This window comes from Marinococcus halophilus, from assembly GCF_002265875.1.
Lineage (GTDB): Bacteria > Bacillota > Bacilli > Bacillales > Marinococcaceae > Marinococcus > Marinococcus halophilus.
In genome coordinates, this window is sequence record NZ_NPFA01000009.1 from 90,123 (window position 1) to 103,369 (window position 13,247).

9 protein-coding genes and 1 riboswitch are annotated in these 13,247 nt (G+C 48.2%); of the genes, 1 reads left to right on the top strand and 8 read right to left on the bottom strand.

The window, feature by feature from the left end; translation table 11 throughout:
- Positions 1-39: 39 nt before the first annotated feature.
- The 4 genes from CHL76_RS10760 to CHL76_RS10775 all read right to left on the bottom strand — a co-directional run bounded on the left by CHL76_RS10760 (position 40) and on the right by CHL76_RS10775 (position 5,918).
- Positions 40-2,856, bottom strand: a complete 2,817-nt coding sequence (locus CHL76_RS10760; RefSeq protein ID WP_094908547.1) for an ATP-binding response regulator — start codon at positions 2,854-2,856, stop codon at positions 40-42.
- On the bottom strand, positions 2,849-3,217 hold the full coding sequence (locus tag CHL76_RS10765) for a response regulator (protein WP_094908548.1): 369 nt from the start codon (positions 3,215-3,217) through the stop codon (positions 2,849-2,851). The genes CHL76_RS10760 and CHL76_RS10765 overlap by 8 nt, the downstream gene beginning before the upstream one ends.
- Before the next feature lie 19 nt (positions 3,218-3,236).
- The gene (locus CHL76_RS10770) at positions 3,237-4,826 is read right to left on the bottom strand and encodes a diguanylate cyclase (protein WP_158219154.1); all 1,590 of its coding nucleotides are present in this window, start codon (positions 4,824-4,826) and stop codon (positions 3,237-3,239) included.
- 204 nt (positions 4,827-5,030) lie between these two features.
- Positions 5,031-5,918, bottom strand: a complete 888-nt coding sequence (locus CHL76_RS10775) for a nuclease-related domain-containing protein (protein WP_079474205.1) — start codon at positions 5,916-5,918, stop codon at positions 5,031-5,033.
- A gap of 163 nt (positions 5,919-6,081) precedes the next feature.
- On the opposite strand from CHL76_RS10775, the gene CHL76_RS10780 reads away from it, so the two are divergent.
- Positions 6,082-6,678, top strand: coding sequence for a DNA-3-methyladenine glycosylase (locus CHL76_RS10780; RefSeq protein WP_094908550.1), 597 nt, complete (start codon positions 6,082-6,084; stop codon positions 6,676-6,678).
- Positions 6,679-6,684: 6 nt separating this feature from the next.
- Here CHL76_RS10780 and CHL76_RS10785 read toward each other — a convergent pair whose 3' ends face one another.
- The 4 genes from CHL76_RS10785 to CHL76_RS10800 form a co-directional block, all read right to left on the bottom strand.
- A complete protein-coding gene (locus CHL76_RS10785; RefSeq protein WP_094908551.1) occupies positions 6,685-7,680 on the bottom strand; it encodes an acrylyl-CoA reductase family protein in 996 nt (331 codons plus the stop codon).
- A 112-nt stretch (positions 7,681-7,792) separates the two neighbouring features.
- Positions 7,793-9,106, bottom strand: a complete 1,314-nt coding sequence (locus CHL76_RS10790; protein WP_079474202.1) for an NCS2 family permease — start codon at positions 9,104-9,106, stop codon at positions 7,793-7,795.
- Between the two features lie 88 nt (positions 9,107-9,194).
- On the bottom strand, positions 9,195-10,739 hold the full coding sequence (gene guaA, locus CHL76_RS10795) for a glutamine-hydrolyzing GMP synthase (protein ID WP_094908552.1): 1,545 nt from the start codon (positions 10,737-10,739) through the stop codon (positions 9,195-9,197).
- 212 nt (positions 10,740-10,951) lie between these two features.
- Positions 10,952-11,052: riboswitch (purine riboswitch) on the bottom strand.
- A gap of 31 nt (positions 11,053-11,083) precedes the next feature.
- Positions 11,084-13,234: a transglutaminase TgpA family protein gene (locus CHL76_RS10800; RefSeq protein WP_094908553.1), complete on the bottom strand. Its 2,151-nt coding sequence runs from the start codon at positions 13,232-13,234 to the stop codon at positions 11,084-11,086.
- Between the last annotated feature and the right edge of the window lie 13 nt (positions 13,235-13,247).

Here is a 13,247-nt window from a genome sequence, read left to right on the forward strand (position 1 = left end):
CTCCTTCTTTTCTCTCAGCCTAACACAACGGAAAAAACGTTACACTTCATTAAAATCAGGAACGTATACTTCGCCATGGTTATCAGTCTGCTCAATGATGCGGCGCACCTGCTGGGACAAACTATTGGGCGGATACGGCTTGGTCAGGTAATGCCGCACATCCATACGGGCCATTCGTTCTTTATCCTCGTGAAGGGCCGAGGAAACAATAATCGGCACATCTTCAGTATGTCGGAACGATTTCAACCGTTCAATAAACTTCCATCCGTCCATCTCTTCTCCAAGCATCAGGTCCACCACAAAAACTTCCGGCCTCAGCCCCCGCTTTAGCGCCTCCAGCGCTTTGTAAGGATTAAAGTAGTGCACCACTTCATACCTGGCATGACGAAGCTCTTCTGAAAGAAGCATCCCAAGGCTTCGGTCGTCTTCGAGTATCAACACCGAGTGCAGCTCACTTCCTTCCGGCAGTTCTTCCATATCAAATTCCACTCCTGCCAGCGGGAAGAATAAGCAGAAGCTGCTGCCTTCCCCTTCCGTCGAAGCAACCTCTATCCGCCCCTTGTGGTCTTCTACAATTTGTTTTGTTACTGCAAGGCCCAGGCCGGTACCCCGTATTTTCCGCCGATCTTCATCATTTATACGATGAAACTTACTAAAAAGATGCGGAAGTTCTTTTTCCGGTATTCCAAGGCCTTCGTCGGAAATTTTCACACGAACCATATTTTGCTCATTGGCAAGCTCAATTTTCACTTCCCCGCCCTCTGGAGAAAACTTTACCGCGTTGCCAATAATATTAGTAACGCCCTGCACGATTTTACCTTTGTCTGCATGGATACGTCCATACTGCAGCCGGTCTTTTACTACAAACGTGTGCTCCGGCTGGTTGGGTTCAAATGTATCCACCACTTCAAGCATCAGGCTGCTGAGATCAACTTCTTCCATCTCATATTCCTGTCGTCCCGCTTCCATCCGCTGCAGGTCCAGGAAATCATTTATTAATGAAGTCAGCCTTCCCCCTTCCCGGTGAATGGTTTCTATATACTTTTTTTGGCGGGCCGGCTTCAAATCTTTAACGAGCAGCAGCTCGGCGAAGCCTAAAATGCTCGAAAGCGGAGTCCTAAGTTCGTGGCTCACCGTGCTGACAAGATCTGATTTCATCTGGTCAAGCTCGAATTCTTTCGTCCGGTTGCGGTGCACAAAGATTGTTCCCTTTTCTTCAGATTCCATTTGTACATTACGTCCATACAGCTCGTACACATGCACGGAGCTGTCTGTTGTAATTTTGTACTCGATGCTGAAATCCGGTCCTGTTCCATTATCGATAAACGCCTGGAAATAATTCTCTACTTTTTCCCGGCAGTCTTCATCGATCTGCTTCAGCCATTCAGAGGTCCATTCCCCAAACGGCAGCGCCTGAGCCTCATTCTGCGCCCCGGCTCCGATCATGCTCCACGTCCAATGATTCGCATGCTCCAGCGTTCCGCTTTCATCAATATACTGAATACCTTCATCGACGCTGTCGATAATACGCTGATACAAAAAGCGCTCCTTTTCTGTTTTCTCAAACAACAGAATACGCCCGAAGGAAATAGAGGCCTGGCGGAGAATTCCTTGCATGGTCTCACGCTCCCGCCCAGAAAAATTCTTTCCGGTCCTAGTAAATACCGCCGCTCCGATCATTTCCTGCTTGCTGCTGAACACCGGCAGATACATTTCATATACTGTCGTTTCTTTGGTACTCAGCCCTTCTTCTCCTCCGTATGATTTCCGCTCAATTACATGGGCCTTTTTCGTGTTTTCGATTAAAGCAAACGGACTATCGGCGGAATGGGTCTCGAAATGCTGTTTTTCCTCTTCACTCATTCCGTACCAGGCAGCCTGCCAGGACGGTTCCAAAGCTGCAACCATTCCTTTGTCAAAATGAAAAAGATCGTACATTTTTGCAAGCAGCTGCTCCATCAGCACCTGCTTGCCCATCGAACCGCTGAACGTTTCGTTCAGTTCGTTTAATGTCCGCAGGTATTCCTGCTGCTCCTGAAGCTCGTTCTGCTGAACGATCAGCTCTTCGTTTCGATCCATAATCGCGTTCTGGTTTTGCTGAATACTCGATGCCATCGCATTAAAGGAACGGCTCAATTCTCCTATCTCATCACTGCGGTGATTGTCGGAAATTGCTATCTCTTCACCACTCCCCACTTTGGCAGCAGCATTTTTCATCTCCCATAGCGGACCGGTAATTTTTCGCAGAAGCAGCCATACAATAACGCCAAGCGCACTCAACATGCCAATCAAATACAGAAGGTAGGCAAGATTCGAATTCTCGTTCAATTCAAAATACCGGTCATTTACGTTCATTCGTGCAGCCTCAGCCTGATCGTGGCCGCTCGATAAGCTGTTAATGAGGGCTCCGGCCTGAGAGCTTATCTGCTCGCGATTCTCAATCGTGGTGCTTCCGGCTTCCACTGCTTCAGTCAGCTGAGGCAGCCATTCGTTTTTATAATCGTTCAAAAATTCTTCTGTCTGAGCCACCAGATCGGTATCCGCTTTGCCCAGGCTCCGGTATTCCTCGAGCTGAGCCCGTGCAGCACTAAGGTTCCGTTCAGTGTCATCCAGTTCACTTCCGTCTCCGAAAGCAAGGTAGCCGCGGCCTGCGATAATAATCTGCTGGGTATAAAACTCCAGATCTGCCAGAACGTTCTGTGTTTCCCGCCACTGCCTCGATTCATTCTGGAGTCCCTGCTGATTCGCACTCATATAGATATGCTGCCCAATGCCTCCGGCAGCGGCAAGCACGAGCACGAGCAGAAAGATGATACTGAATCTTCGGTGAAGCCGGCTTTTTATGTAGTTACGCATCGAGCAGTTCCTCCACGATCGTAATTAGCAGAGCCGGGCTAAACGGCTTGGATACAAATTCCATCACACCTGCTTTTCTTGCTTCCTCTTTATCTTTGTCCTGGGATTTCGCTGTAATCATCAGCGTTTTCATATTTTCGAGCCTACCGTCTTCCCGAAGCATGGAGACTACTTCCACTCCGTTATACTCCGGCATCATATTATCGATAATTAAAAGATCATAGGAAGCAGCACTCGCTTTTTCATATGCGTCCCTTCCATCTGCCGCTTCGTCAATTATGTATCCTTCTTCGTCCTCTAAAGTATCTACGATGAGCATGCGAAGTACTTCCGCATCGTCGGCTACTAGTATTTTATACATTTCCCCCGCCTTCCCCAGTTCACAGCACCCGCTGTATCAATCGTTTCGCGCGTGCGACCAGTTCTTCTTTTCGAAATGGCTTCATTAAATAATCATCCGCTCCAAGTTCCAGCGCATGAACGATATCCTCTTCGTTCCGATTGCCTGTGAGCATTAATACAATCATGTTACTCGACGGATATTTTCCCCGAAGCTTCTCAAGCACTGCAAATCCATCCATCCCAGGCATGGTAACGTCCAGCACAACAAAATAGCGCTGCCCGCGTTCGTAATTTTCTTTTTCAAAAAATGCTTCACCAGAGGAAAAATATGTTGTCCGTACCCGGTACCTCGCAACATTTAACTGATGAAACTGATCGGCGACAAAGGAAGCCATTGCTTCGTCATCATCGATAATAAATACGTTTATGTAAGGAAGATCCATGGTCGTTTCTCCCGAATAGGAAACGACTGCATTCCGGCCGGAGCCTTTTGCTTCGAGCATCGCTGCATCTGCTTCATTGATCAGCTCCTGCAAGGAAGCGTGCACAGTAGTCGCTGTAGACATACCAGCTGTAAATCCGAGCCGGTACGGCAGGCGCCGGGCTGATACAAATTCCGCAAAGGATTGCTGAAGCCGCTTCATTATCTTTTCTGTTTCTTCCGCAAACGTCTGCTGAAAAATAAACAAAAACTCGTCCCCGCCCAGGCGGATCAAATGATCACTCGGGCGCTTCCGGGAAAGCATATGGCTGACAAACCATTTGAGCACCTGATCGCCTTCCTCGTGGCCGTAGCTGTCATTGATCTGCTTGAAATGGTCAAGGTCCGTTAATGCTATAGAGAAAGGTTTACCGCTCCGTTTAAACTCCGCCCACAGACGACCTTCCTCCATTTCGAGCATTTTCCGGTTATAGGCCCCCGTGAGCTCATCTACCGTTAACGCTTCTTTCATCGGCGCCTGCCATTCCAGATGGCGGTGAATAACCTGCACCATTTCCATCGTGGAATAAGGGGGCTTGATCACAAAAGCAGCCCCGTCTTTATAAAACTGATCTGCTCTCTCTGTGTCTATTCCGCCGTTACAAAATACGACGACAGGCAGCAGCTCATCTCTCGCTGCATCTTTGATGCGTTTAATAATGGTCCGGCGTCCCCGCATGGCTAAAGCCTCAGAGAGAAGAATCATTTCGGGATGGTACTCTTCGATTTTCTCCACCAGCTTCCTGCGGTCAGAGGCAAGCAGCACATGATGCCCAAGCGCTTCAAGCTGCTCTTTCACCTCATACAAAACGTGCAGAGACGTATGGCCGAGAAGCACAAATGAAGATTCTTCCTCTAAAGCATAATAGGAAATGGTGAGTTTATCTGCACGCTCTCTCTCTTCCAGCATGTTCATAATCTTTTCTGCATAGGCACTCCGGGTTTCTGCCGGAGTGCCAGCATTGAGCCTCCACATCGCTTCCTCTGCTGTTTCAGCCACCTGGCCCAGGCCCAGCGTGGCTCCGGTGCCTTTAATTGTATGAAGCCATCTGTACATTTCTTTAAAATCTTCATATTGTTTTTGCTCTAAGTATTCGTGCTGTTTTTTAATATTTGCAATAAAGGTTTCCTGATATTGATTCGCCATAATAATATCCCTTCTAACCATTATTATCTATTTTCCATTATATACTATTTAAGCATGTCAAAAGTAGCTTAACATAAGAAAATTTTACTGTTTTCAAAAGCGGAAAATCTTTAAATTTCCTTTAGGAATGGAGAGGTGGAGCCGTATTTTGGCACAAAAAAATGCCGCAGCGATTGGCTGCGGCGTTTCTTGCCTGAAAGCATTTTAGGAGACGTAATTCGTTGTAATGATAGAGCGTTCCATCTGATACAGCTGCTCCTGGGAATACAGGGGCTCGTTCTGGGAAAACTGTTCATGAAAGAAGGCCCGCAGTGCTGCCTCTGTTGTGAACCGGTGGGTGAAAGCGTCCACCGAAACGTCCTGGACAAACCGGTCATCCTGCGTGTTCGAGTGGCCGAAAAAAATAATCGGCGTGACTTCGCCCGGATTGTGCTTTTCCCTGCGCAGAAAGTTTTCCGTAATCGAAGCTGTCGCTTTCGCATGCTCTATTGGACTGTCGTGCACCTCGAACGTTCCTGAACGAACGTGCCCCCGGCTCGTATTTTGAAAAACCATCGTCGTTTCCACATCTTCTTCGAGATCGGGGTACAGCGTATCAAGCACAAAATCAAGCGTTCCGGCATTGTGCTTACTGACCCCGTGAATAATATGGCCTTTCCATTTCTGCGTCTCAAGCACATACAGCCCCCGGGTCGTCAAAACAACGTGGTCCACCTGGCGGGTGGAAAGCTCTGACCGTTCATCGAGCGGCACGTATACGTGTCCGGAAATCAACATTTCATCTACGGCGATTTTATTTGCTTCGACAAGATCATTTTTAATGCTTCGAAGCAGTTCATGTGTTTTCATCTCTTCCGGTTCCCGGGAAATTTTCTCCAGGTGATAGATGTAATCTGTCAGTTTCCCTTTTTCTTCTTCGTATTTACCGCGTATCGCCTGAATATCCTCGCGATACTGCGAGCTTTTTCCTTCGATTTCTTCTTCCATCTTTCTGTCATACTGCCGAACTTTCTTTAAATACTGATCGCGCTGAATTAAAATGACTGCTCCAATAATAATTAAAGCTATAATAACCGTGACCGCTATACCCATATGAGCACCTCTTCCATCTCCTGCCTTAATATTTTTACTATGACCCGGGATTTGGTACACTAAAAAACGCTTGCTGATTGCTATGTAAAAGCATATACATTATATTTCTATCATAATCAATATATTCCTTTTCGTATACACCAAAAGAAAGGATTCTTTCCCAATGACACTTTATTCTGTTGTTCCAAAAAGCTTTTATGAAAAACCGACCCTCGAGCTTTCCAGAGCGCTGATCGGCTGCGTGCTTGTACATGAAACGCCGGAGGGCCCTGCAGCTGGCAGAATCGTTGAAACGGAAGCCTATATAGGACCGGTAGACCGTGCAGCGCACAGCTATAATTACCGCAGAACCAAACGGACAAATGTTATGTTTTTTTCGCCGGGCCACGTTTATATGTATACTATGCACACCCACGCGCTTTTAAACATCGTCAGCGGAGTGGAAGATTCCCCCGAAGCCGTGCTTATCCGTGCCATAGAGCCCGTAGCAGGCCTTGAACTCATTCAAAAACGCCGGCACCGCGCCCGCGGCATTCAGCAGACAAACGGCCCCGGCAAACTAACGAAAGCGCTTGGTATTGATATGAGCTATTACGGCCATGAACTTGACCAGCCACCACTCTATTTGTCTCCAAAGGAATCTGAACCTGCAGTGGAAAGCGGTCCACGAGTTGGTATTTCCGGCAGCGGTGAAGCCCGTCATTATCCGTGGCGCTTTTTTGAAACAGGTAATCCTTACGTTTCCAGGTGGAGGGCATGAGGGCTGTTATTTCAGAGCCACGATGCGACGGCCCTGAATGCGGCTTTCCAATATAGCGTCAAGATCTTCTGCCAAGTGATCCAATGTAGTCTCGCTGGCGATTGCGTCAAGAAGCGATTGAACTTTCAGGTCGCTGGCGAGGCGATTCCATACATATTGTCTTTTTTCTGACGGACAGTAAACAGAATCAATTCCGGCCAGATTTATTCCGCGGAGAATGAACGGATGAACTGTCGTGGGAACATCTGTCCCTCCGGTAAGGCCGCTGACAGCTGCAGTACCGTGATATTTCATTGTACTCAGCAGGTAGGCAAGCGTTTCTCCCCCAACGGGATCTACAGCTCCGGCCCACGTTGCTTTCCCGAGCGGCTTCCGTTTATCGGGATTCACATCTTCGCGGGAGAGAATGCGCGAAGCACCGATATCCCGGAGGTAATCATGGGCTTCGGCGTTTCCCGTGACAGCTGCCACCTCATATCCGAGCGAATGCAGCATAGCTACTGCCATACTACCGACACCACCGGTAGCGCCAGTCACGACGATTTCGCCCTGGTCCGGGGTAACTCCCTCTTCCTCAAGGCGAACGACTGATAAACCCGCTGTAAATCCGGCAGTGCCAAAAATCATTGCTTCTCTCGGCGTCATTCCTTCCGGAAGCCGGACTACCCAATCAGCAGGCACTCTTGCTTTTTCCGCATAGCCGCCGTGGTGGGCGACTCCTAATTCATAGCCTGTGACGAGTACCTCATCTCCCTGCTGATACCTTGAATCACTGGATGAAGCCACAGTACCGGCGAGGTCAATGCCCGGCACAAGCGGGTACCCCTGCGCAATCTGGCTTCCAGGTGCTGCCGCCATGCCGTCTTTATAATTGATGCTTGAATAGTGTACATCGATGGTGACGTCGCCTTCAGGCAGATCCCCTTCCTCCAGCGTGCGTACTTCCTTTGTAACTTCTCCCTGCTCGTTTTTATCCACGACCAATGCCTTAAATGTGCTCATATTTCCACCTCCATAATTTAATCCTTTCTCCTATTCCCATTAAAGCTTCATTCCATGCAGAAGATAAAAAAACAAAAAGCACGCGCCTCCCTCAGGAAGCACGTGCTGCTTGCTACGGTGTTAAAAATAGGAAAAAGATAATAAATACAAAAAACAAAACGTACATAATCGGGTTCAGCTGCTTTCCTCTCCCAGTCAGAACCATCGTGATCGGGTAGAAGATAAAGCCCATGGCAATACCGGTCGCAATGCTGTAGGTAAGCGGCATGGATACCACGGTTAAAAAAGCCGGCACGGCAATTTCGAGACGATGCCACTCAATTAAACGAAGCGACGATACCATCAGCGCCCCAACAATAATAAGAGCCGGAGCCGTTACAGCACTTGTTACTACGCCAAGCAGCGGTGAGAAAAACAAAGCGGTAAGGAAAAGCAGCGCTGTAATAATGGAAGCAAAGCCAGTGCGGCCACCGACAGCTACACCAGCTGAAGATTCAATATATGCTGTCGTCGTCGATGTTCCCAGAATCGAACCGATGACGGTCGCCGATGAGTCGGCCACCAGTGCGCGGCCGGCACGCGGAAGTTTGTTGTCTTTTACAAATCCAGCCTGATTGGCTACCGCGAACAACGTCCCTGCTGTATCAAAAAAATCTACGAACAAAAACGTGAGGACAACGATGATGAACCCAATAATAAAGCTTGAGTCCCACGAAAAGTCAGCAAGAGAGGTGAAAGCCGCTCCGAAGGTCGGGGCAATACTTGGCACCCCGGAGACAATCTGGCCCGGCGGCTGAATCTGGCCCACGAGAATTCCAGCCAGTGCTGTCACCACCATTCCGTAAAAAATCCCACCGCGGACGCCAAGCGTCATCAGTATGACAGTGACAAGAAGCCCGAATGCCGCAAGAGCAGCCGGTCCGGAAGTAAGTGTACCGAGCGTGACGAGAGTAGACTCGTCCGCTACCACAATCTGTGCCCCCTGCAGGCCGACAAAGGCGATGAACAGCCCAATACCGGCAGAGACGGCATACTTCAGCTCCTCTGGAATCGCGTTGATAATTTTCTCTCTAATGCCAAATGTTGTTAAACCGATAAAAATCATTCCGGAGCAGAACACCCCGAATAAAGCAAGCTCCCAGGGAATCCCCATTGTCAGCACCACGGAATATGTGAAAAAGGCATTAAGCCCCATCCCCGGGGCCAGAGCTATCGGATACCTGGCAAGCAGCCCCATAATTAGTGTCCCAATGGCCGCTGCTAATGCTGTTGCCACAAAAACGGCGGATTCGTTCATTCCGGCTTCGGCTAAAATACTGGGGTTGACGAATAAAATATAAGCCATCGCAAGGAAAGTCGTTAAACCGGCTAACGATTCTTTCTTGTAGTTCGTCTCATTCTTCGCAAATTCAAAAAAACGATCCATACTCTTATCTCTTCCTCTCTTTCCTCTCCCCAGGCAAAACTCTCTCTTGTTCTATTATATATTAATCTTGGAGGTTAAGCTGTAAACCTTACTCCCACTCAATCGTCGAAGGCGGCTTAGACGTGACATCATACACTACACGGTTAACGTGCTGGACTTCGTTGACAATTCTTGTGGAAATCTTTTCGAGAACGTCATATGGAATACGGGCCCAATCTGAAGTCATACCGTCAATCGACGTAACCGCCCGAATACCGACAGTGTAGTCATACGTACGGCTGTCGCCCATCACGCCAACACTTCTCATATCCGGGAGCGCCGTGAAGTACTGCCAGATTTCACGGTCAAGGCCGGCATTTTTGATTTCTTCCCGCAGTATATAATCTGATTCACGCACAATTTCAAGCTTCTCCTCCGTGATCTCTCCGAGCACACGAATACCCAGTCCCGGCCCTGGGAACGGCTGCCGCCAAACAATTTCATCCGGCACTCCAAGTTCCGTGCCGAGCTTGCGGACTTCATCTTTAAACAGCGTATTTAAAGGTTCAATCAGATCAAATTTCATGTCCTCCGGCAGGCCGCCAACATTATGGTGGGATTTAATCGTCTGTGCTGTATCCGTTCCGCTTTCAATAACGTCTGTATACAGCGTACCCTGAACAAGAAAATCCACATTTTCAAGCTTTCCTGCCTCTTCTTCAAACACGTATATGAATTCATTACCGATAATTTTCCGTTTTTGTTCTGGATCACTCACGCCGTTGAGCTGATCGAGAAAACGTTTTGCCGCGTCTATTTTCACGATATTCATTTGAAAACCACGTCCAAGAGACTCCATAACGCCTGTAGCTTCCTCTTTGCGCAGCAGGCCGTGATCGATAAACATACATGTAAGCTGGTCCCCGATTGCCCTATGAACAAGTGCTGCGGCTACCGAGCTGTCCACACCGCCACTCAATGCGCAAAGAACATTACGGCTGCCCACCTGCTCACGAATAACGTCCACCTGCTCATCGATGAAATTTGCCATTGTCCATTCGCTTGAGCATCCGCAAATACGGTAAGCAAAGTTTTTCAGCATGTCATCGCCAAACTGAGTGTGGCGTACTTCCGGATGGAATTGAACGCCATACATTTTCTTTTCCGGAGCACTCATGGAAGCTACCGGACATGATGGGTTGGTTGCATCCACCGTAAAACCTTCCGGCGGCTCGACAATTAAGTCCCCATGACTCATCCACACGTTCTGGGTTTTCGGCAGGCCTTCAAATAGCACCGGGTTCGCCTGCACATGAATATTTGCCTTGCCGTACTCCCTATGCTGGGCTTTTTCCACTTTTCCTCCGTAATGCAGCGTCATCAGCTGCATACCGTAGCAAATTCCCAAAATAGGAATATCCAGGTCAAAAATAGCTGGATCACAGGTAAGCGCGCCTTCGGCATACGCGCTGTTCGGGCCGCCGGAAAAGATAATCCCCGCTGGATTTAATTCTTTAATTTTTTCTGCGCTGATCGTATTCGGATGCAGCTCACTAAAAACGCCGAGATCCCTGATTCTGCGTGTAATCAATTGATTATACTGGCCGCCAAAGTCCAGGACAATAATCGTTTCACTGATATTTCCTACGCTCATTGTTTTTACCCCTAACTGTTTTTCAAATATGTACGTGCAAGGTTTACTTTAAAGGAATGACCGCTTCCCGGCAACTGTCTGATTTCGATTGCAGCTCCCCGGGCCTCGGATGTTTCAATAATAATTTTTCCTTCGCAGACCAAAAAAAGCTGCTTTCGTAATATACGAAAGCAGCTTCAACTTGGAGACATACGGTTAGGCTTCTGCTGCCGACTGCCTCTCACTGCCCTCGTAGTCCAGCCATTTTCCGGCGGCCGGGTAGAGACATTTGGGCCTGATCCCAAACTATACGAGGTATTCACCTGTAAACATGAAATAAATTTTAACAGCCGGCTTCAGGCCGGTCAAGAACGGATTTTCTTTACCATTCGTTTCCATATTGTCACTGTTTCCGGCTCGGCTCCGTCACCTGTTTTGCGTCCGTAATACAGTCGCTCATATTTTTCCGTCAGACGCTCCATATCGCTTGTGTCATAGACTTCGTCCACCCGTCCAGCAAATTCCCGCAGCGTTTCGCCAGCATTTCGTTTTACGCGCGCTGACTGCAGAAGCCGTATCAGGGCCTGATAGGCGTTCATAAATTCTTTATCAGACCTCATGTGACGGTATTTGAAAAGAAGATAGGCACTCAGCAGCTTTTTCCGGAAGAGCCATCCCGCTCCAACGAGGAGAACTGCTGTTGTAAGCAGCGCCCATAGCAGAAGCTTCCAGTCGAAGCTTTCTTCTCCGGATGCATCCTCCTGTTCATCGCCTACATTCCCTGCCTCAGGTGCTGCCTCTTCTTCTTCAGGAGCGGCTTCCTCTTCCTGCGGCTCCTCTTCTTCAATTTCTGGAGCTTCTTCTGCAGCTTCATTGTTTTCATACGTGTAGTTAAAATCTGAGGAAAAACCTTTCGTCGGTTCAAACGGCACCCATCCGACCTCAGGAAAATACACCTCCACCCAGGAATGCGCATTTTCATTTGTGACCTCTATCTCATTTTCATTTCCCGGCGCCTGGTCACCTTCTGTGAAACCTTTGACCCAGCGCGTGGGTATATCAAGCGTCCGAAGCAGCACAGCCATCGAAGTCGAATAGTTATCACAATAACCGGCGCGTGATTCAAACAAGAACTGGCTTACGTAATCCCCGCCTTCCGATGGAGCTGGAATATTTGTCGTTTGGTAGGAAAAATCAGGGCCCCGTAAATATCTTTCCACCGTTCTCGCTTTCGCATAGCGGTTGTCATCATCAGCTGTAAGGTCTTCAGCAAGCTCCTGAATTTCTCCAGGCAGATCCTCCGGTAACTGTGTAAAATATTCGGTGATTTCTTCCGGGTCCTCTGTATTATCAGTAACGGCGCTCATCTCTTCCACTGGAAAATCTGCCGTTTCATACGCTACAGTATAATTATTTAATGATGCCGCTTCCCCTTCGGCCCCAAATGATACCTGGGTAGTCCAAGCATTCGCTGACGTTTCCACGTCTTCTTCAATAGACAAAAAAGAGCCCGGATAAAAGGCAAAATCAAACTCCTGGGTTTCCGCCATTTCAATATTTACTTCCTGTTCTTCTGTTTCGATACTTTCATCGTATAAACCAGCTTCTAAAGACGTTTCGCCAGGGGTATCTATTTCCCAACCAAGGCCGGTATATACGTTTTTTGCTTCCCCCCGCCAATATCCGTTAATATCCCCGGAGGCTGTAAACACCGGCATATCACTCATTTGAAAGCCGCCGCCCAGCCGTTCATCGGTACCGTCATATCCAATCTTCTGCACGCCCTGGGAGCTTCCGGTGCTGCTCTCCCCCCATGTTAAAAACGGAACGGGGTCAGGCCACCGGGGTTCGCTTTTAGGAGCAAGCACCCCTACACCTCCGGCAGTAATTAAAAAGGCAGCCATAATCAGCGTCCACCGTACAAAAATTGTTCTCTGGGCCTTCCTGTCTGTTGCGCGTAACACAATACGCTCCCACTGAAGCAGCCCCAAAAGCAGAAACCCTATAACGAAGGTACGTATAATCGCAAACATTCCATCGTACTCAAAGAATGTATCCATTACCCCAATATAAATAATTGTGAATGTCAGAAACAGTAAAATCCTGCGAGACTGCACCACCCAAAAATAAATCAAGTAGCTCATGATAGCGAGCAGAAGCATAAACAGTACACTCCGGAACATATCTGTCAGTGCATACCATTGGCCGCTGATGATATAAACAACGTTTGTCTGCACTTCCGCCACCATAGAAACCAGCCAGTTCAGCTGCAGCGGCGACCCCTCATAAAAAACGCTGTTTACCCCTGCCATTATAATCAGCAGTACACTGCCAACTACTGCCCACCAGGGCGGACGCAGATAAATTACAATAAAAAACGCTGCAGAAACCAACATAAACACGGTCACTGACCCTGTTCCGGTTGCTTCCGGCAAAGGGAGCAGCCATTCTGCCAATAGAAAATAACCAAGAATATAAACAATCAACTTTTTCCAGGTATGCTCCGGTTTAACCAAATAATTATGCCTC